This window comes from Gimesia panareensis, from assembly GCF_007748155.1.
Lineage (GTDB): Bacteria > Planctomycetota > Planctomycetia > Planctomycetales > Planctomycetaceae > Gimesia > Gimesia panareensis.
Map to the genome: position 1 here is coordinate 7,217,516 of NZ_CP037421.1, position 20,457 is coordinate 7,237,972.

Sequence of the window (20,457 nt, forward strand, 5' to 3'; positions counted from 1 at the left end):
AATTCGCCCCCACTGCCAGCTGACTTCAGACTTTTTCAATCTACAAAAAAAAAAGGCGCAACAGGCAATAGTCGTGAGACCAGTACCAGTGCGCCTAATTGATCGTTACTTGGCTTTGCCTTAGCGTGAGAAGGCGAAGTGAGCAAATGCCTTGTTCGCTTCAGCCATACGATGAATATTCTCACGAGTAGTGATGGCAGTACCTTCTTTTTTGTGTGCAGACAGAATTTCGTCAGCCAGACGAACTTCCATCGGACGCCCCTTCTTGCCACGAATCGCAGCCAGAATCCAGCGAATCGCCAGAGTCTGCTGACGCTTGGGATTGACGGGAGTCGGTACCTGGTAGGTTGCACCACCAACACGCTTCGACCGGACTTCCACGCTGGGCTTCACATTTTCGACAGCCTGGGTGAAAACTTCGATCGGCTCAGCATCGGGAACCCGCTCTTTAATGCGGTCCAGAGCTGCGTAAAATACGTTTTGAGCAATGCTCTTTTTGCCATCATGCATCAGACAGTTAACAAACTTGGAGGCCAGCAGCGAATTAAACCGCGGATCTGGCTTCAGCTGAGTCGCACTGGCTGTAAACTTCTTGCCCATTCCAACTTTTCCTCTGACATTAGTTTCAGCACCTCTACCAGGTACTGAAGGATGTAATCAAACTGTGTGAAACTTATATGTAGTTAAGACCAGACACTTATTTGGGGCGTTTGGTTCCATAGCGGCTACGTGCCTGACGACGATCATTGACACCCAGGGTATCCAGCACACCACGAATCACTTTGTAACGCACACCAGGCAAGTCGCGAACACGACCGCCACGCACCAGCACAATCGAGTGCTCCTGCAGGTTATGGCCTTCACCGGGAATGTAAGCGGTCAATTCTTTGCCGTTCGAAAGACGAACACGGGCAACCTTACGCAGAGCCGAGTTCGGCTTTTTCGGCGTTACGGTTTTGACCTGCAGACAAACCCCACGTTTCTGAGGGCAACCTTCCAGCAGCGGAGTCTTACTCTTCGAAGTCTGCTTTTTTCTTGGTTTACGAATCAATTGATTAATCGTTGGCATCGAGATAACCCATCTGCGTTCAATGCTTGAACTTCAATAATAACATCTATTTACGTGCAGCCATCGTAACATATGGCCACTAATTATCGCTATTAATTCCCTGTTGCCAGAGTTAGGAACGGGACAATGTATCCAGCCTGCAGGCATCCGTCAAGTCTCACGACAGATCCAAATCGGGATCAGTGCCAAAGACACTTTTCACTGCAGAAAAGAGACATTTTCCTTACTCATCGTAGGGATTCGGGCTGGGGCTTGGCGGAGTGCTGTCCAGGGAAGAATCTGCTCCCCCCTGCCCATACTCATCTGCATCCTGCCCCCCTCCCAGAGGAACCGGCTTATCAGGCTGGACCTCATTCAGCAGACTCATGCGAGCTGCCAGAATCCGTTCCTTCTCAGCTTTCAGCTCTTCCAGTGCCTCGGGACGAATCCGAACTTCGGCAGTCTGGTGCTGATAGAACCCGGTCCCCGCGGGAACCAGGTGACCGAGAATCACATTTTCCTTCAGACCGACCAGGTAGTCGACCCGACCGGCCAGAGCCGCTTCGGTCAATACCTTGGTGGTTTCCTGGAAGCTGGCTGCCGAGATGAAGCTCTCACTCTGAACCGAAGCCTTGGTAATCCCCAGCAGCTGCGAACTGGCCGAAGCCGGCCGCGGTTTCGCAAAGCTGGCAGGTCCCTGACCGGCCAGTTCCACCTGGGCATTCACTTCTTCGATCGTCGCCAGAGGTACCAGGTCGCCTGGCTGGAAGTCTGTGTCGCCGGAATCGACGACCTTCACACAGGCACTGGTCTCTTCGTTGATCTTCTGGAAGGTCAGCTTATCCAGTACGATGCCCGGCAGCAGATTGGTATCACCCACATCTTCCACCAGCACCTTGCTCAACATCCGGGAAATAATAATTTCCAGATGCTTATCGTCAATCGTCACACGCTGTGCACGATACACGTTTTGAATTTCATGCAGCAGGTACTGCTGCACGGCTTCGGTACCACTGACGCGGAGAATGTCGTGCGGCACCAGCGGACCACGCACCAGTGCGTCACCCGCTTTCACGAGGTCACCCGCGTGTACCAGCAGGTGCTTACCGTGAGGAATAACATGCTCGACTTCGGTGCCGTCTTCCCCGCGCACAATCACGATTCGCTTACCACGTTTCTTCTCAGGTACGAACTCGACTTCACCATCGATTTCCGCCAGCACCGAAGGATCTTTCGGACGACGGGCTTCAAACAGCTCGGTCACACGCGGCAGACCACCGGTGATGTCCTGCGTACCGGAAGACTCACGGGGGTTCTTCGCGACGACCGTACCTGCGGTAATCTGCTGGCCTTCTTCCACTTCGATACTCGCCTTTTCAGGCAGGTAGTAGAAGTCCAGAATCTTGCCCGTACCGTCTTCGATAATAATCTGCGGATGCAGTTCCCCTTTGTGCTCGATAATCGAACGGCGAACGTAACCACTGGCATCCTTGTCGGTGCGGATCGTTTTGCCTTCCACACACTCTTCGAAGCGGACGCGACCACCAACTTCGGCCAGGATGGAAATCGAGTGGGGGTCCCACTGACAGATGACCTGGCCTTCAGCGACTTCATCCCCTTCAGCAACCCGCAGGGTTGCACCGTTGGGAATCGTGTAGCGTTCCAGCTCACGTCCCTTGGGATCGTTGACCACCACTTCACCGTTTCGGGTCAGCACGACGCTCATGCCTTCGTTGTTGACCACGGTCCGGATGCGGGCAAAGGTCACTTTACCGGCACGACGGGTGCGGATTTCACTCTCTTCCACTTCACGGGAAGCAGTACCACCAATGTGGAAGGTACGCATCGTCAGCTGAGTACCGGGCTCACCCACACTCTGGGCAGCGATGATACCCACCGCCAGACCTTCTTCGACCAGCGAACCGGTAGAGAGGTCCATCCCGTAACACAGACGACAGATCCCCAGTGAGGATTCGCAGGTCATCGGGCTGCGCACCTGGATCTTTTCCAGACCCATGCTTTCAATCCGCCGGGCGATATCCACGGTAATCATTTCATTTTCACGGACAATGACTTCGTCGGTGATCGGGTCCACGATGTTGGTCCGGCTCACGCGACCACGGATCGCGTCGGTCAGACTCATTTCCACCTTCTCACCACGATAAACCACACCACGGGTCATGCCCTGGGTCGTACCACAGTCATGTTCGGTCACCACCACGTTCTGACAGATATCTGCCAGTTTACGGGTCAGGTAACCGGAGTCCGCTGTTTTCAGAGCGGTATCCGCCAGACCTTTACGAGCACCGTGAGTCGAACTGAAGTACTCCAGTACGGTCAGACCTTCACGGAAATTCGCCTTGATCGGCGTCTCGATGATTTCACCACTTGGTTTGGCCATCAGACCACGCATACCACCGAGCTGGCGCATCTGTTCGATACCACCACGAGCACCGGAATTCGACATCAGGTAAATCGGGTTCACATACTTCCCGTCTTCACGATAATCGTTTTCCAGTTCGTGCATCATCGATTCGGTAATCTGCTCACGAGCGTGGGTCCAGGTATCGAGCACCTGGTTATAACGCTCTTCGGAGGTAATCAGACCACGATCGTACAACTTGTTTTTCTGCAGAACGGTCTTTTCCGAATCAGCGATCACCTTCCCTTTGTTCGGGGCGGTTTTCAGGTCGCTGGTCGCGAATGACAGACCACTGAGCGTTGATTCCCGGAAACCGGTTTCTTTCATCTTGTCGAGCAGGTTGATCGTTTCCCGACGTCCCAGCTCCAGGTAACAGTCGGAAATCACGGCCGACAGGTCACGCCCTTTCATGGTCAGGTTGTAGTAGGCCATCTTCTTGGGCAGAATGTCGTTGAAGATCACGCGGCCCGTGGTCGTTTCGATCAGACCACCCATCTTGAAGTCATCAGACCCTTCGCCTTTGATCCGTTTATCGGAAGGCATGCGGACCTTGATAATCGCATGGCGATCCACTTTCTTCTGCTGGAACGCAGCGTGCACCTCATTCACATTGGAGAAGACCATGCCTTCGCCCACCCGCTCCGCCTTCTTGAGCGTTAGGTAGTAACAACCCATCACGATATCCTGTGAAGGACGAATGATCGGTGCCCCGTCTGAAGGACTGAAGATATTGTTGGTCGAGAGCATCAGGGTTGTGGCTTCCACCTGGGCTTCGATGGATAGAGGCAGGTGAACCGCCATCTGGTCGCCGTCGAAGTCAGCATTGAACCCACCACACACCAGCGGATGGACGCGGATCGCGTTTCCTTCCACCAGGATCGGCTCAAACGCCTGAATCCCCATGCGGTGCAGTGTCGGTGCCCGGTTCAACAGGACCGGGTGGTTCTGAATCACTTCATCCAGGATGTCCCACACGTCCTCATCTTTACGCTCCAGCATCCGCTTGGCCGACTTGATCGTATCGGCGTGCCCGCTGTCTTTCAGACGACGGATAATAAACGGCTGGAACAGCTCCAGAGCGATCTTCTTGGGCAGACCGCACTGATGCAGTTTCAGTTCCGGTCCCACCACGATCACACTACGGGCAGAATAGTCAACACGTTTACCGAGCAGGTTTTCACGGAAACGCCCCTGCTTTCCTTTGATCATGTCAGTCAAAGATTTGAGCGGACGATTCGAGGACCCCAGCACGGGACGCTTGCAGCGGTTGTTGTCAAACAGGGCGTCGACAGACTGCTGCAGCATACGCTTTTCGTTGCGCACGATCACTTCTGGTGCGTTTAGATCGACCAGCTTCTTCAATCGGTTGTTCCGGTTGATAATCCGGCGATACAGGTCGTTCAGGTCACTGGTAGCAAAGTTGCCGGAATCCAGCAGCACCAGCGGACGCAGGTCCGGAGGAATTACAGGGATCACTTCCAGCACCATCCATTCCGGACGGTTATCACTGTCCCGCAGCGACTCCACAATCTTCAACCGCTTGATGAAATCCTTGCGTTTCTGCTGACTATTGGTTTCGAACAGGTCCTTGCGGAGCTGCTCGGAAAGCTCAACCAGGTTCAGGCTCATCAGCAGCTTCTTGATCGCTTCGGCACCCATTTCGATCTCGAAGGAACCGGGACCGTACTTGGCCTGATTCTGACGGGCTTCCTCTTCGGTCATCGTCTGGCACATTTCCAGCGGGGTATCGCCGGGATCGGTGACCACGTAGTCCTGGAAGTAAATCACTTTTTCCAGGGCAGTGGTCTTCATGTTCAGCAGGGCACCCAGGCGGCTGGGCATGGATTTGAAGAACCAGATATGCACGATCGGTGCAGCCAGCTCAATGTGTCCCATACGCTTTCTTCGCACGCGGCTGTGAGTCACTTTCACGCCACAGCGATCGCAGATCATGCCCTTGTACTTCATCCCCCGGTATTTACCGCAGGCACATTCCCAGTCTTTTTCAGGCCCGAAGATCCGCTCGCAGAACAGACCATCCCGCTCGGGACGGTAGGTCCGGTAGTTAATCGTTTCTGGCTTCTTGACTTCCCCGAAGGACCAACTTCGAATGTCGTGTGGACTGGCCAATCCGATTTTCACGGAACCATAATCGTTAATTCGCTCGTAAGCTGTCTGTGCAACACTCACTGTGCACGCTCCTTATTTTCTGAACTATTTATGATCAGACATTGATCATGAAAAAGAAATCACACCCGTGCCGCGCGTCTCATTGCTGAGATCACATCAGGTAGGATTCTTTTCCAGTTGTAGATTCAAACCAAGTCCACGAATTTCATTGTTAAGCACGTCGAAGCTGGCGGGCGTTCCGGCTTCCAGTGTATTTTCACCATTGACCATCGATTCATAAATCTTGGTCCGGCCTTCCACGTCGTCACTCTTGACAGTCAGCAGTTCCTGCAGGATGTAAGCGGCACCGTATGCTTCCAGCGCCCAGACTTCCATTTCCCCGAATCGCTGACCACCGAAGCGGGCTTTACCACCCAGAGGCTGCTGCGTAATCAGAGAGTAAGGACCGGTAGAACGGGCATGAACCTTGTCATCCACCAGGTGGTGCAGTTTCAACATGTAAATCTGGCCGACCGTGGTTTTCTGTTCGTAAGGCTCGCCGGTTCGACCATCGAACAGCTGTGCTTTACCGTCAACAGGCAGGTTGGCGGTTTCCAGATATTCCTGAATCGAAGATTCCAGGGCACCATCGAAGACCGGACAGACCGCACGGAAACCATGCTTTTCAGCAGCCCAGCCGAGGTGGGTTTCCAGAATCTGTCCCACGTTCATACGACTCGGAACCCCCAGCGGGTTGAGCATGATGTCGATCGGCGTTCCGTCTTCCGTGAAGGGCATATCTTCGATCGGCAGAACTTTGGAGATCACCCCTTTGTTACCGTGACGACCAGCCATCTTGTCACCCACGGAAATCTGCCGCTTGGAAGCCACGTAAACCTTGACCATCTGCAGCACGCCGTTGGGCAGCTCTTCGCCGCGTTTCATGCTGTTGACCTTCTGATCGCAGGTATCGATCACATCTTCCACGTTCGACCACAGGTCATCGATCACAGCCCGACAGTCCGCCTTCTTCTGCGGGCTGCGGATATCGAGGTTATCCAGGTGCGACAGGAAGTCGTGAGCATACTGAGAGACGAACTTGTCTTCGGTAATTTCACGGATCTTACGGCCGTCATCATCAACCAGCGGCTGTCCCAGTGCCGATTCGAATTCTTTCAGAAACTCGCGGAATTCGGCAGCCACCTGCTGATGACCATCTTCTTCGACTTTCTTCAGTTCTTCGTCGTACTGCTTGCGTTCGAAGTCTGTCAGACTCATTCGACGGGCGAATTTCTCGGTATGAATCACGATCCCTTCGACACCACTGGATGCCTCGAGTGATTCGTTCTTCACATCTTCACCGGCACGTCCGAAGATCGCGTGCAGCAGTTTTTCTTCCGGAGTCAGCTCGGCTTTAGCCTTTGGTGAAACCTTACCGACCAGGATGTCTCCCTGGCGGACACGGGTACCGACCTTGATGATCCCGTCTTCGCCGATGTGCCGCAGCGCCTTTTCGCTGACGTTGGGAATATCGCGAGTGAACTCTTCGCGTCCCAGTTTGGTTTCACGAATTTCCACATCGAATTCGTCAATGTGAATCGAAGTGTAAACATCTTCTTTCACCAGACGTTCGGAGAGAATGATCGCGTCTTCAAAGTTGTAACCATCCCACGACATGAAGCCGACCAGCACGTTCCGCCCCAGCGAGAGCAGCCCGTCTGCAGTCGCAGCACTGTCACAGAGAATCTGGCCTTTCTTGACCTGATCACCCACGCTGACGCAAGGGGTCTGATTCAGACAGGTTCGTTCGTTGAGGCCTTCGTATTTCCGCAGACGGTATTTCTTGCCATCCACTTCCACACGGTTTCCGTCGACGTAGGTCACCTTTCCGGCTTTCTCAGCACGAACCACCATACCCGAGTTCTGCGCCACAGCTGCTTCCATGCCGGTACCTACCAGAGGAGGCTCAGCAATCAGCAGCGGAACCGCCTGCCGTTGCATGTTGGATCCCATCAAAGCCCGGTTCGCGTCGTCGTGTTCGAGGAACGGAATCAGGCCGGCGGAAATCCCCACCATCTGGGAAGGGTCGACGTCGATGTAGTCTACCTCACCGGCAGCAATCCAGACCACGTCGTCCCGGAAACGGGCCATCACACGATCTTCGGTGAACTTGCCGTTTTCCACAGGGGTATCAGCGGGGGCCACGTGCACTTCCGCTTCTTCGTCGGCACGCATCCAGTGCACTTCATCAGTCAACTTGCCGTTTTTGACATAACGGTAAGGAGTCACGAGGAAGCCGTAGTCGTCTACCTTCGAGTAGATACTCAAACTGGAAATCAGACCGATGTTGGTACCTTCAGGAGTTTCAATCGGACAGATACGACCGTAGTGAGAAATATGGACGTCACGCACTTCGAAGCCGGCACGTTTCCGGTTCAGACCGCCCGGCCCCAGAGCACTCAAACGACGTTCGTGAGTCAGCATGGACAGCGGGTTGGTCTGGTCGACCACCTGTGAAAGTTCACTCCGGCCGAAGAAGAAATCAATTGCCGCGGAAACGCTCTTGGGATTGATCAGCGTCCGGGGAGACATTTCTTCCACATCTTTCTGCGTCATCCGCTCCTGCACAGTCCGACGCAGCTTCAGGAATCCTTTGCGGATTTCATCGGACGCCAGTTCATCGATGGTGCGCAGACGGCGGTTACCCAGGTTATCGATATCGTCGACGTAAGCAGAAGAATCACCCACCCGCAGACGGACCAGGTAGCGGATTGAGTTAATGAAGTCTTCCGGACGCAACGTCATTTCCGTATCAGGCACGTCCTGCTTGAACTTCCGGTTGATACGGAAGCGGCCCACGCGTCCCAGACGGTAACGGTTCACATCAAAGAATTTCTCTTTGAACAGATCGATCGCACGTTCCAGTTGCGGCGGGTTGCCTGGACGCAGTCGCGAATAGATTCGCAGCAGGGCTTCTTCGTGGGTGACCGTCGGATCCTCTGCGATGCTCTGCAGCACCAGCAGGTCATTGACTTCATCCACAACCTCGACAGTCTTCACGCCGGACTCACAGATTTCTTCTGCCAGCTCTTCGGTGATCGTGCCACAGCAGTCCAGAATAATCTCACCACAGCGATCACTGCCGGCGGGGTAGATCACATCTTCGGCAACGATCTTGCCAACCAGCTTCTCTGCAGCACTCTTGGTGATCTTTTCGGATTTGGTATCGTAGAACAGTTTTACCAGATCGGTATCGGAAGAATAATCTTTCGACATTGCCCGCAGCAGGGTCATCGCAGAGAACTTACCGCTCTGGTCGATGCGAACCCCGAGCGTATCCTTCTTACCGACAACCAGCTCGATCCAGCTGCCCCGTTCCGGAATCACGCGGCAGGAATATTCTTTCTTTTCACCTGGTTCGGAACTGAGGACAAAGTCCACGCCGGGAGAACGGTGCAACTGACTGACGATCGCCCGTTCGGCACCGTTAATAATGAACTCTCCACCGCCAATCATCACCGGCAGATCGCCGAGGTAGACCTCTTCTTCGATCGGCTGCTCTTTCACCAGACGCAGCCAGACGCGGAAGGGACGACCATAAGTCAGTCGCAGCTGACGGCATTCGGTTGGAGTATAACGGGGCTTGCCCAGTTCATACTTCACGTATTCCAACTGATACTGTCCCTGATAACTTTCGATCGGAAAGACTTCGCGGAGAATTTCTTCCAGACCCTGGTTCTTCCGTTCCCGGGGAGACTTGTCAGCCTGAAGGAAATTTGCATAGGAGTCGGTCTGAATCTGGGTCAGATCAGACAATTCAAAACTATGCTCAATGGTACCAAAATTTTTAACAGTTTGAGTGGGAATCGTTCGCTGTGCTGGAATCGGCATTAAGATGATCTTTTCTACTTACCTGGTGCCAGATGTAGGATTGCCCCGCGCAGACCACTCACGCGGCTGGAGAGAGCACATACCATGAATAGCGAGGAACCGCAGCGCGTACCTCGAGAGAATACAGCCCCGACTGCTGCATGAAAAGCGAATCGCTCGACGAAATTAAAGCCTGATAAATCGCTCAATACTACTTTAGCTATTCAAAAGAGAGTACAATGAGTCGATTGCTTAGACCATAGGGACTGACACGATGACTGATCGAAGCAGAGAAACTTACGGAAATAAATCGAAAAGCAGTATGACGTGCAATCAAGCAACGCATTTCTGAAAACAGACAACCAACCACTACCAGTCCAGCGCAACAACACACTACCGCACCGCAACCAGCAAGAGTTTATTCTAAACTGTGTAACAGAACACTTCAATTGCACGCGGAAAAAAACCATATAAATATACACACATACACAAGATCAACCTGTGCCAAAGCTTGCTTCAGCACAGGTTCGATCCAGATGGCTTTTTCCTCAGCGACGATTTACTTAACTTCAGCAGAACCGCCTGCTTCTTCGACTTCCTTAACCAGAGCTTCAGCGTCTTCTTTAGAGACACCTTCCTTCAGTGGTTTCGGAGCACCTTCGACCAGATCTTTGGCTTCCTTCAGGCCCAGGCCTGTGGCGCCACGAACGACTTTAATCACGGGGATCTTGTTTTCGCCGAATCCGGTCAGAATGACGTCGAATTCGGTCTTTTCTTCAGCGGCTTCTTCACCAGGGCCAGCGGTTGCTGGGCCAGCCATCATGACAGCACCACCGGCAGCAGCTTTGATTCCATGAACTTCGTCGAGGTAATCAGCCAGTTCTTTAGCCTGGAGCAGAGTCAATCCAGCAATTTTGTCGCCCAGTTCTTTGGTTTCATCACCAAATTCAGTTGTTGCTTCGGCTGTCGCCATCTTCTCTTTCCTTTCGCACGAATGCGTAAAAAAAATCTCTCAATAGTGTAAATCAAATCAACGCCGCCACATCGAAGCGGTCGTTGCTACAATTTTGTGAATATCCGTCTCAGTCTGAGAGACAGACCAGTCGCTTAAGCTTCTTCGCCTTCGGATTTCGACTTGATCTGTCCGGCCAGTGTTCCACCAGGCCCCTTGATTGCGCCGGCCAACTGTGCTCCCGGTCCGAGGATCCGGCCTACAATGTCGGCAATCAGTTCCAGTCGACCCGGACTCTTGCTCAGCTTGGTGACATCATCAGACGACAGAGAGGTTCCCTCAGTCAGACCGCCTTTAATGTCCAGCTCTTCAATGTCCTTGGCCCACCTGGTCATTTCCTTGGAGAGTTCGACAATGTCCTCGCCGCCCCATACCAGAGTGGACGGCCCTTTCAGGACATCTTCCAGGCCTTCAATGCCAGCATTGGCAAACGCCCGTCGCGCCAGGGAATTCTTGACTGTCAGAGCAGTAATCCCCTTCTCCTGCAGCTTGATCCGAAAACCGTTGTCGGTAATCGCATCCAGCTTGGCAGAATCCACAACGACGAAGTCGCGTACTTCGCCAATCTGGGATTCAATCTCCGAGATGATCATTTCTTTTACAAATTTACTCATTGGATCTCTTCCAGCTTATTGAACGCCGAAATCAGTGTATATGTGATGTTTAATAAAATCAGTCAGGATTCGACGACACTCTTACAGTGCAACTGAAATCCCGGGACTCATCGTCGCAGAAATGGCGATATTTCGCACATAAGTGCCCTTAACTGAAGACGGACGCAAACCGTCCAGAAACTTCAGCATCGCCTGGATATTTTCAATCAGCTGGGCTGCGTCAAAGGACATCTTGCCGACACGACAGTGCACGTTTCCGCCTGCATCGACGCGGAATTCCACTTTACCGGCTTTGTAATCCTTCACGGCAGACTCTACATCCTGAGTCACTGTTCCCGCACGCGGAGAAGGCATCAACCCCCGGGGACCGAGCACACGACCCAGCGGACCAACGACACCCATCATATCCGGGGTGGCGATCGCCACATCGAAGTCGAGCCAGCCACCCTTAATCTTGTCAGCCAGATCTTTACCACCGGCAGCATCGGCACCAGCAGCTTCAGCAGCTTCCAGATTCGCTCCCTGGGCAAACACAACAACTCGCTGCGTCTTACCAATCCCGTGCGGTAGAATAATGGAACCACGCACCAGTTGATCTGCCTGACGGGGATCGACCCCCAGTCGAACGGCCAGTTCAATGGTCTGGTCCATTTTGACCGGTTTAATGGCAGCCGGCAGATCGCTGTCCAGCGACTTCAGAGCTTCAACTGCCTCTTCCAGACTGACAGAACCGAGGCCTGCCAGTTTTTCGTTATAGAACTTTGTCCGCTTGGATTGTTTTCCCATGACTCTCTATCCGGTAAACGTGCTGTTTGTACTGATTAAATCTGATCCGTCTTTCAATGCAGCCGGCACTCAGCCAGGCCACCGAAGACAGATTATTTTTCGACTTCAATTCCCATGCTGCGGGCAGTGCCGGCAATGATCTTGGCAGCCTGATCAATGTTCGGAGCATTCAGGTCTTCGAACTTGGTCTTGGCAATTTCCTTCAGCTGATCGACGGTAACCTTACCCACCTTGTTCTTCTTGGGATTCCCTGCCCCTTTGGCAATCTGTGCGGCCTGCTTGAGCAGAACTGCTGCAGGCGGACTTTTCAGAACGAAGTCAAAAGAACGATCGTTATAGACGCTGATCACAACCGGAATGGTAGTACCAGCCATATCTTTGGTACGATCATTGAACTGCTGCACAAACTGGCCGATGTTGACACCATGCGGACCCAGGGCTGTACCAACAGGAGGAGCCGGGGTAGCCTGACCACCGGGGATCTGAACTTTTACTTCTGCAACAAGCTGCTTAGCCATTTCGACCGACTTTCAAAACACTTTATAAACAGGTGAATCAAATATATCTTTTCAATGCCGAGCCAGTAGGACCCGTCACACTTTTTCAATCTGCCAGTATTCCAGCTCTGATGGTGTAGGACGACTGAAGATTTCAATCAGAACCGTCACTTTACCACTGGCTTCATCAATGGCATCAATTGTTCCTTCAAAGCCCTCAAATGCACCATCTTTAATTTTGACGACATCGCCTGTCTGAAAATCCAGTTTAATCTTGACCGGCGTTTCCTCTTTGCTCTCTTCCCGACCCAGCATGCGGGCAATTTCATGCTCCTGCATCGGAATCGGCTGACCGGCGGCACCGGTAAAGTCTCCAACCCCGTTGGTCGACCGCACCAGATACCAGCTGTCATCATTCAGCTCCACCTGAATCATCAGATAGCCAGGATAAAGCTTGCGTTCAAAAACGCGTTTTTTACCACCCTTTGTTTCAACTACTTTTTCAGTGGGGATAATAATTTCCCCGAAATACTCTTCCAGACCGTCCCGTTTAATACCCCGCAACAAGGCTTCACGAATCGACTTTTCGCGGTTGCTCTGCACCTTCAGTACGTACCAGAGCCGCTTTTCTGAGCCCTCTGACTGTTCAGAGGCTGGTTCAGAACCCGAATCATTACTCATGAGACACCTTCAATCAGACCTTCGACGACGGCAAAAGCCCTGATTTTATCCGAATGCGACAAATAAAGAGACTGCCAAAACAGGAATCGCCCATAATGAGCAGGAAGACCATTTTATTCAAGAAGCAGAGATCAAAAAATCTCTGTTCTCCACTGAATACTGTGGTAACCACGCCTCAAATCTGAAGAAAGCCGATCCCTTTGAACAGAGCCTGCCAGAACAGATCAAAGGCCAGCAGCAAAAACGCCAGCAGAAACATGACCACAATCACGACTGTTGTCGAGCGCCACAACTGCTCCTTGGTCGCCCAGGTCACCTTACCCACCTCAGCTTCCACTGAAATCAGGAAGTCAGCAAACCGGGGAAAATTCACCAGGCGATAAGCCAACCATGCGGAAACCACGACCACTCCGACCGCAATCCCCTTCTGCAGCCCTGCAGACATCCCCAGAGGCAGAGCGTTGTACAGCGAGTAGGCACCAAAAATGGCCACAGCCACCAGGCCGATCGCTGTCAGCTGACGCACGAGGCGCCCCTGATTCCTTTTATACAAACCACCACTCACCAGAGTGGCAGAAAATGCTTGTTCCGTTTTGGATTTAGCCATGAGACCGACTTACTAACTACCAGATACCTATGGTGGAACCACCGGAATCGCAAACCTGTTTCTTTTGAGCCAGCCTTAGACTGGAACAACACCAGCCACACCTGACATCAACAGTAACACTTTTTTCAAACACGGGCGGAGGGACTTGAACCCCCAACCGCTGGATTTGGAATCCAGTGCTCTGCCAATTGAGCTACACCCGTCCACAACATTGAACTGACCAAACAGCCTTGATTACCGGAAGTAACTCAACAAAACGCACACCAGCTCACAAAACCCCGGCCAGCAAGCCTTATTTCTTGCGCGACTCTTTGTGCAATGTGTGACGCCGCAGCTTGGGACAGTATTTCATTAATGAAAGCCGCTCAGTGCCGCGAGTCTCTTTGCTGACCCGATAGTTTCTCAGACCAGTCTCTGTACACTCTAACCAAACATATTCACGTGCCATAACAGCTCTCAGCCCCCACGGACATCATTTCCACAAATCAACTATAACTTGAAGAGTCCACCCTGCCCGGAGCAGGGTGGACATCACTAATCTTCAAACCGAAGCGATCGCCTCGACTACTCGACGATCTTGGTAACCACACCAGAACCGACGGTACGACCACCTTCGCGAATCGCGAAACGGCTACCTTCGGACATAGCGATTGGCTTACCCAGTTCAACTTCCACTTCCACGTTATCACCAGGCATACACATTTCTGCGCCACCCAGCAGTTTGGTGGAACCGGTTACGTCGGTAGTACGGAAGTAGAACTGCGGGCGATATCCGTTAAAGAACGGAGTATGACGACCACCTTCGTCCTTGCTCAGTACGTAAACCTGACCTTCGAACTTGGTGTGCGGAGGAATAGAACCAGGAGCAGCCAGAACCTGACCACGCTCCACGTCTTCCTTCTTAGTACCACGCAGCAGGATACCAACGTTGTCACCAGCCAGGCCCTGATCCAGAGTCTTCTGGAACATTTCAACGCCGGTACAAGTCGTTTCCTGAGTGTCACGCAGACCAACGATTTCAACTTTATCGCCAACGTTGATCTTACCAGCTTCGATACGGCCGGTTACCACGGTACCACGACCAGCGATGGAGAACACGTCTTCGATCGCCATCAGGAACGGCTTGTCTGATTCACGTTCCGGAGCAGGAATGTCAGCATCCAGAGCATCCATCAGATTGCCGATGCAGGCGTTGTATTTTTCGTCGCCGGGGTTATCCAGGGCGCCTTTCGCATTACCGCGTACGATGGTAATGTCGTCGCCGGGGAAACCATACTTGGTCAGCAGTTCGCGAACTTCCATTTCCACCAGCTCGAGCAACTCTTCATCGTCAACCAGGTCACACTTGTTGAGGAAGACAACCAGAGCAGGCACGTCCACCTGGCGGGCCAGCAGGATGTGCTCACGAGTCTGAGGCATGGGACCATCAGCAGCAGACACCACCAGAATCGCACCGTCCATCTGGGCAGCACCGGTGATCATGTTTTTGATGTAATCCGCGTGACCGGGACAGTCAATATGAGCGTAGTGGCGAGTTTCGCTTTCATATTCCACGTGACTCACAGCAATCGTCACAGTCTTGGTTTCGTCACGAACGGTTCCCCCCTTCGCAACATCAGCATAACTCTTGAGTTCAGCAAGACCCTTGTGAGCCTGAACAGCCAGCAGAGCTGCAGTCAGGGTCGTCTTACCATGGTCGATGTGTCCAATCGTACCAACGTTTACGTGCGGCTTTGTTCGCTCAAAGACTTCCTTAGCCATCTCTCTTTAAAACCCCTTTTTCAAGCCCCACACTCGAGGGCCCAAACAATAAAACCAACAAAACGATTAGCGAGGTAAAAACAGGAGTCACCCCTCGCACGCAAGAGGCACACACCTCCTGATAACCACATTTAACAATAATTCAAAAAGCTGCTGATGGGACTTGAACCCATGACCTCGTCCTTACCAAGGACGCGCTCTACCAACTGAGCCACAGCAGCATTTTTTGACTTTTAAACGAAACGCATTTCTATTCAAAAGCGGGTGAAGGGAATCGAACCCTCACGACCAGCTTGGAAGGCTGGGGCTCTACCATTGAGCTACACCCGCATCTTCTTAATGACTCAGTCACTTCCACATCTTTTGAATGGGGGAAGCAGGATTCGAACCTGCGAAGGCGTAGCCACCAGATTTACAGTCTGGCCCCTTTGGCCGCTCGGGAATTCCCCCTTCCCAACCAGCCGAAGCTGGAAGTCACAAGTCGCGATGCAGCAACAATTTATCAAAATAAATCAAGAGCAGATCACAACTAAAAGAGCTAGCGGTGGGAATCGAACCCACAACCTTCGGTTTACAAAACCGATGCTCTGCCGATTGAGCTACGCTAGCTTGTCACACTGAGACTAAACTAGCAGGCTTCAAGCCTCATGAACCTGAAAAACTCACCTGGCTAAAGAGGTACTTTCCCCGCCGAAACTCAGTAAGCAGCTCAATATAGCAATCAGGGACCTGCTTGCAAGTGAGAACGACGGGCTGATTAGAAAAATTGTTATCTTTTCTTAATGCTCTATGCCTATACGGTCTAAGATTTTCCATCTCAAAAGAATCTGCTTTATGATCGGCAAAAACAGCCGATCCGTCCATGGGATTCTCAGCCTACTGACTTGGCCCTTTAAGTTCAATGAACAAAATGACAAAGGCCTGCTTTCCAGACCAGAAATTCCCTGTGCAGGTTCACCGCGCAGCAAAAAAGCAGGCATGACTTCACAAAATCATGCCTGCTCAAGGGGAGAACTCACTAACAGATCCGATCAACCCGGATCTGATGAGCCTGCTTTTATATTCCCGGGATTTCCACCCGTTCCACCTGGGTAATCCGACGCAGTTTTTTCAGAGCACGGGATTCCAATTGACGAATCCGTTCTTTCGTGACCCCGAAGCGATCGCCTACCTGTTCAAGTGTCTGAGGTTCATTGCGAGCATTCAGACCGTAACGATAGATCAGAATGTCCTTTTCCCGACCGTCCAGCTGATCCAGAATGCTCATGATGACTGCATGCTGCTTCTGGTTGATCAACTCTTCCCGGTACTGACTTTCCCGTTCATCCGTTGACTGGAAGAACAGCTCGTCGTTCCCCGTACGAAACCGGTCCAGAACTTTGTATTCCGCGGGAATAGACCGGGCATAGTTCTTCATGATTGCCCAGCTGGCGTAAGTCGAGAATTTGTTACCTTTGGTGTAATCGAACTTCTCGATGGCACGAATCAGAGACATATTTCCGTCGCTGACCATTTCGAAAAAGTTGCCCCCCGGACGGATATGCCGCTTGGCAATCGAAACCACCAGCCGCAGGTTGCTGCGAATCAGGAAGTTTTTCACATCCGTACTCTCATCGAGCAGTTTTTCAATCTGATCCATATCCCGGGCCTTAGGACGGTTGGGATCCAGCTTTTCCTGAATCTGAGCCGCTCTGTACTTCAGGAAATTCAACTTTCTGAAGTAATAAGCCTCTTCTTCCCGCGTCAACAGCGGAATCGAATACAGGCTGGCCAGGTAGGGAGGCAGTCCCGGAGGCGTACGCACTTTTTCGTGCGACTTATCGACTTCGGGTGCAGGTCCCAGAATGACCTTCTCGGCATTGGGCTGTTCAAATTCGTCACTGTGCATGTAATCGATGGTCTGGGCGTGCAGACGGGCTGCCCGCGCCTCGGAAATAATCCGATAGATGCTGGCTTTAGTACGGCAGTAACGCCGCGCCAGTTTTTCCACGGGGATCCCCCGGCGGAAATTGTTGTAGATATCACGTTTCTGTTGTTCCGTGATTTTTTCTGGTGCGTTCGGAAATATCGCCAATTCTGGATTCTCCCGATCAAAATTTTTCAGGGTATAACGAATCGTTTCTGGTGAACGATTCATGTGACGGGCAATGCGACGGCTGATCTCGGCGGGACACCCCCCATACCGTGCGAGCCGCCTGGCCCGACGTAAAATCTCTTCACGATCTTCATCACTCAACTGACTGAAATTCATGCTGCGGGCGACATGTCCCCGGTTGTTCTGCAGATAACGGTCTACAGATGACTTCAGGAAGCCAACACGCATTCGCCCGTTAAATCGGAAGCGGCGGCTGACCAGCCCTTTATCACGCCAGCGATCTACGGTCTTCGTTGAAATGTTGAATTTCTTACTTAAATCCTGAACGGTGAAGACCTCTTCTTCCACATCCTCAACGTCAATCTCAGCACTTTCGGACAGGTCCTCAATAAAGCACCGCACGTCATGCATGACGTCGCTGCCGTTAATCACCAGGTCCGGGTAAATCTCAGAACGGTAAGTCGTAATCTGTCTGCAAATTTCCGGGTATGGATATTCCTGATCCTGATCGATCTCAGACAGGAGCGTTTCAGCACGGCTCATCTGCGCCAGCTTGACTTCGCGAGGTGCATATTTCACCTGCTGATCGGCTAACTGCTTGATGGCCGGATTTTTGTACTTTGAACTGATCATAATTCCCCACCCTCTGATATGAATATTCCGGGAAACCCAGCGTGTCCTTCACAATGTTGTCTCCGGGCTTTCATCTCTCCTACGTATTAATAGACGAATTTGAGAGTAAAAAGTTCACACATAAATTATTTTAGTCAAAGTATTTTGCATTTCACCTGAAGATTGCCAGGCAAACCAATATCAACAAAAATGTCATTCCCTATCTCATTTATTAACAACGCCTTACGAATCAGTACCGGAATTCACCTCCATATCGTTTCGCCCCGTCTGACCAGTAAAACTAACCAGTTATCTCCCCTCAAACTGACCATAAAAGGAGAAAAATGTGTGAAGTAGCTCACATTTCAAATGACGACACTATGCATTCGAAATAGTATACATATGAATTCAGATATTGTCAACCACTATGTACACTAACTCTAAAACAACCAGAAACCAGACTCTCATAGTCTTATTTAACTGAACAATCGCTTCGCAATGAATAAATTTCTTGATGTCTCCTGTTACGAATCCATCAAAATCTATTTACCTTTGAAGCAGGACAGATACCATAAAAGTAGCAGGTTTCAGCCGTTCTGTATGTCAGTTCGGCTGAAACCGGCGTTTCATATCCAGTAATACGTGTTTCGTGCGTTCTGCATTTGAAGTTTCTCTTGTGTAAACTGCATTTTCTCTCTTCGAGTAGCGGGTAATCTTATGTTGAAGCGTGGCTCCACTTCTCCTCTCTCACGCCCTCTTCAGTGGATCACTTTGGTCGCATTGTTTTGTCTGGTTCTTTTTGCAAACTCCTCTGCTGCACCCCGCAAAAACACCAAAAAGAAACTGCCCCCACTGAATCTGCCTCCGCTCAAAACTCAAGAACAGAAGATGCAGTTGCTCGGCTACATCCGGCAGACCATGCCCACCCGCCGCATCGGCAGCCGGATCAGCTTCAGCTCGGATGATCTTGATAAGACACTCGCGCTGGAACTGGGTGAAACCACCTCACAGGCAGCTCCCCTGATTGACGACGAAACCTTCATCCGACGGGCTTCGCTCGACCTGACCGGAAACTTGCCCACTCCTGAAAAAATCAAATCATTTCTGGCTGATCAGAACACGAATAAACGTGCCGACTACATCGATGAATTACTGGAAACACAGGCCTATGCACGCAAGTGGGCGCGCTACTGGACCTCGGTCATCTTCTACGAAAGTGAAGCAAATAAACGACGGGTCAACCCCCAGGCCCTCGAAGACTGGCTGGCAGAGCAGTTTCACAAAGGAGCTCCCTGGGACTACATCACCGTCATGCTGATCTCGGCAACTCCCGAGCGGAACAAGAAAGTCAAAAACGATTACGGACAGGACTACGGTCCCAATAATTTTGTCCTCGCCTGCGAAAACAAGTCGACCGAGCTGGCCTCGGAAACCGCCCGCATCTTCATGGGCATCAGCATCCAGTGTGCCGAGTGTCACGATCACCCGTTCGACAACTGGAAACGCGAACAATTTCACGAGCTCGCAGCCTTCTTTCACCCCTACACCTACAAGATGCCTTCCCAGGACGATCCGACTGTCAAAACAGTCGTGAAACCCCGTTTCCTGCTGGGTGAGAAGCCCTATGAAAACATGAAGTCGGATGCGCGTCGCGTCTCCATCGCCGCCTATCTCGCATACAATCCTAAAAACTACTGGTTCGCCCGCGCCTATGTAAACCGCATCTGGAGCGAGCTGATCGGGGACGGCTTCTACGATGTGGACAGCCTCGGACCGGACGGCGATGTCGTGCACAAGCCCGTCGTCAATCGCATTGCAGCCAACTTCCGCTTTAAAGACTTCGACCCGAAATGGCTCTTTCGGCTGATTATGAATTCCAAAGTTTATCAGCGGCAGATGCGCACGATGGACTCCCCTTCCGAACTCTTTACCGCGGTCCGCCCCTCGCGTCTGCGTCCGGATGTAGTCGCGAATTCCGTAAACCACCTGACCGGAGAACACCCCAACCTGCGTAAGGAAATCGCACAGGTCTTCGACATGAATCCCTCTCTGCCGCAAAGTGCACTGGAAGGCTCCATCCAGCAGGCCCTGCTGCTCATGAATCAGCAGGAGCTCCAGCAGGCCCTGTCACAGAGTGAACTCAAACAAAAACTCCAGGCCATCTCGTCAGACGCCGAACTGGTCCAGACACTCTACCTGAATATACTGGCCCGCCATGCGACTCCCGAAGAAGTCGAACGGAATGTCAGTTACTTAAAAGACTCTGAAAAACGTGACGAAGCCGTTGAAGATCTGATCTGGGTACTCCTCAACTGCACCGAGTTTCGAACCAAACGCTAACGG

14 protein-coding genes and 5 tRNA genes are annotated in these 20,457 nt (G+C 51.9%); 1 reads left to right on the forward strand and 18 read right to left on the reverse strand.

Annotated features, from left to right (window positions below):
* Positions 1 to 120: 120 nt before the first annotated feature.
* The 18 genes from rpsG to Enr10x_RS27295 all read right to left on the reverse strand — a co-directional run bounded on the left by rpsG (position 121) and on the right by Enr10x_RS27295 (position 18,135).
* Positions 121 to 600, reverse strand: a complete 480-nt coding sequence (gene rpsG, locus Enr10x_RS27210) for a 30S ribosomal protein S7 (RefSeq protein ID WP_145114884.1) — start codon at positions 598 to 600, stop codon at positions 121 to 123.
* A 97-nt stretch (positions 601 to 697) separates the two neighbouring features.
* Positions 698 to 1,069, reverse strand: a complete 372-nt coding sequence (rpsL, locus tag Enr10x_RS27215) for a 30S ribosomal protein S12 (RefSeq protein ID WP_145114887.1) — start codon at positions 1,067 to 1,069, stop codon at positions 698 to 700.
* A 223-nt stretch (positions 1,070 to 1,292) separates the two neighbouring features.
* Positions 1,293 to 5,660: a DNA-directed RNA polymerase subunit beta' gene (gene rpoC, locus Enr10x_RS27220; RefSeq protein ID WP_145452155.1), complete on the reverse strand. Its 4,368-nt coding sequence runs from the start codon at positions 5,658 to 5,660 to the stop codon at positions 1,293 to 1,295.
* A 96-nt stretch (positions 5,661 to 5,756) separates the two neighbouring features.
* Positions 5,757 to 9,470: a DNA-directed RNA polymerase subunit beta gene (gene rpoB, locus Enr10x_RS27225; protein ID WP_145452156.1), complete on the reverse strand. Its 3,714-nt coding sequence runs from the start codon at positions 9,468 to 9,470 to the stop codon at positions 5,757 to 5,759.
* 538 nt (positions 9,471 to 10,008) lie between these two features.
* Positions 10,009 to 10,422, reverse strand: coding sequence for a 50S ribosomal protein L7/L12 (gene rplL / locus Enr10x_RS27230; protein WP_145452158.1), 414 nt, complete (start codon positions 10,420 to 10,422; stop codon positions 10,009 to 10,011).
* A gap of 134 nt (positions 10,423 to 10,556) precedes the next feature.
* Positions 10,557 to 11,075 (reverse strand): 50S ribosomal protein L10, encoded by a 519-nt coding sequence (rplJ, locus tag Enr10x_RS27235; protein ID WP_145114899.1) that lies wholly within the window; start codon positions 11,073 to 11,075, stop codon positions 10,557 to 10,559.
* A gap of 81 nt (positions 11,076 to 11,156) precedes the next feature.
* The gene (gene rplA, locus Enr10x_RS27240) at positions 11,157 to 11,861 is read right to left on the reverse strand and encodes a 50S ribosomal protein L1 (protein ID WP_145114902.1); all 705 of its coding nucleotides are present in this window, start codon (positions 11,859 to 11,861) and stop codon (positions 11,157 to 11,159) included.
* A gap of 92 nt (positions 11,862 to 11,953) precedes the next feature.
* Positions 11,954 to 12,379, reverse strand: a complete 426-nt coding sequence (rplK, locus tag Enr10x_RS27245; RefSeq protein ID WP_145452160.1) for a 50S ribosomal protein L11 — start codon at positions 12,377 to 12,379, stop codon at positions 11,954 to 11,956.
* A 75-nt stretch (positions 12,380 to 12,454) separates the two neighbouring features.
* Positions 12,455 to 13,039 (reverse strand): transcription termination/antitermination protein NusG, encoded by a 585-nt coding sequence (gene nusG, locus Enr10x_RS27250; RefSeq protein WP_145452162.1) that lies wholly within the window; start codon positions 13,037 to 13,039, stop codon positions 12,455 to 12,457.
* 175 nt (positions 13,040 to 13,214) lie between these two features.
* Positions 13,215 to 13,565, reverse strand: coding sequence for a preprotein translocase subunit SecE (gene secE, locus Enr10x_RS27255; protein ID WP_232093153.1), 351 nt, complete (start codon positions 13,563 to 13,565; stop codon positions 13,215 to 13,217).
* 211 nt (positions 13,566 to 13,776) lie between these two features.
* Positions 13,777 to 13,849, reverse strand: a tRNA-Trp gene (locus Enr10x_RS27260).
* 89 nt (positions 13,850 to 13,938) lie between these two features.
* Positions 13,939 to 14,094 carry a 50S ribosomal protein L33 gene (gene rpmG, locus Enr10x_RS27265; protein ID WP_145114913.1) on the reverse strand — a complete coding sequence of 52 codons (156 nt, stop codon included), beginning with the start codon at positions 14,092 to 14,094 and terminating at the stop codon, positions 13,939 to 13,941.
* Positions 14,095 to 14,210: 116 nt separating this feature from the next.
* Entirely contained in the window at positions 14,211 to 15,407 is a 1,197-nt protein-coding gene (tuf, locus tag Enr10x_RS27270; protein ID WP_145114916.1) for an elongation factor Tu, read from the reverse strand.
* Between the two features lie 148 nt (positions 15,408 to 15,555).
* Positions 15,556 to 15,628 (reverse strand) — tRNA-Thr (locus Enr10x_RS27275).
* A gap of 38 nt (positions 15,629 to 15,666) precedes the next feature.
* A tRNA-Gly gene (locus tag Enr10x_RS27280) sits at positions 15,667 to 15,737 on the reverse strand.
* Positions 15,738 to 15,775: 38 nt separating this feature from the next.
* Positions 15,776 to 15,857: transfer RNA gene (locus tag Enr10x_RS27285), tRNA-Tyr, on the reverse strand.
* 86 nt (positions 15,858 to 15,943) lie between these two features.
* Positions 15,944 to 16,016 (reverse strand) — tRNA-Thr (locus tag Enr10x_RS27290).
* A 448-nt stretch (positions 16,017 to 16,464) separates the two neighbouring features.
* Positions 16,465 to 18,135, reverse strand: a complete 1,671-nt coding sequence (locus Enr10x_RS27295) for a sigma-70 family RNA polymerase sigma factor (protein WP_145114919.1) — start codon at positions 18,133 to 18,135, stop codon at positions 16,465 to 16,467.
* Between the two features lie 867 nt (positions 18,136 to 19,002).
* Here Enr10x_RS27295 and Enr10x_RS27300 point away from each other — a divergent pair.
* Positions 19,003 to 20,454 (forward strand): DUF1549 domain-containing protein, encoded by a 1,452-nt coding sequence (locus tag Enr10x_RS27300; RefSeq protein ID WP_197997391.1) that lies wholly within the window; start codon positions 19,003 to 19,005, stop codon positions 20,452 to 20,454.
* Positions 20,455 to 20,457 lie beyond the last annotated feature (3 nt).

Bases quoted from the DNA above. Each gene is read 5' to 3' on its own strand.
- rpsL (WP_145114887.1), bottom strand. From the start codon at position 1,069: ATGCCAACGATTAATCAATTGATTCGTAAACCAAGAAAAAAGCAGACT.
- rpsG (WP_145114884.1), bottom strand. From the start codon at position 600: ATGGGCAAGAAGTTTACAGCCAGTGCGACTCAGCTGAAGCCAGATCCG.
- rplK (WP_145452160.1), bottom strand. From the start codon at position 12,379: ATGGCTAAGCAGCTTGTTGCAGAAGTAAAAGTTCAGATCCCCGGTGGT.
- rpmG (WP_145114913.1), bottom strand. From the start codon at position 14,094: ATGGCACGTGAATATGTTTGGTTAGAGTGTACAGAGACTGGTCTGAGA.
- rpoB (WP_145452156.1), bottom strand. From the start codon at position 9,470: ATGCCGATTCCAGCACAGCGAACGATTCCCACTCAAACTGTTAAAAAT.
- rplL (WP_145452158.1), bottom strand. From the start codon at position 10,422: ATGGCGACAGCCGAAGCAACAACTGAATTTGGTGATGAAACCAAAGAA.
- tuf (WP_145114916.1), bottom strand. From the start codon at position 15,407: ATGGCTAAGGAAGTCTTTGAGCGAACAAAGCCGCACGTAAACGTTGGT.
- nusG (WP_145452162.1), bottom strand. From the start codon at position 13,039: ATGAGTAATGATTCGGGTTCTGAACCAGCCTCTGAACAGTCAGAGGGC.
- Enr10x_RS27300 (WP_197997391.1), top strand. From the start codon at position 19,003: ATGCAGTTGCTCGGCTACATCCGGCAGACCATGCCCACCCGCCGCATC.
- rplJ (WP_145114899.1), bottom strand. From the start codon at position 11,075: ATGAGTAAATTTGTAAAAGAAATGATCATCTCGGAGATTGAATCCCAG.
- Enr10x_RS27295 (WP_145114919.1), bottom strand. From the start codon at position 18,135: ATGATCAGTTCAAAGTACAAAAATCCGGCCATCAAGCAGTTAGCCGAT.
- rplA (WP_145114902.1), bottom strand. From the start codon at position 11,861: ATGGGAAAACAATCCAAGCGGACAAAGTTCTATAACGAAAAACTGGCA.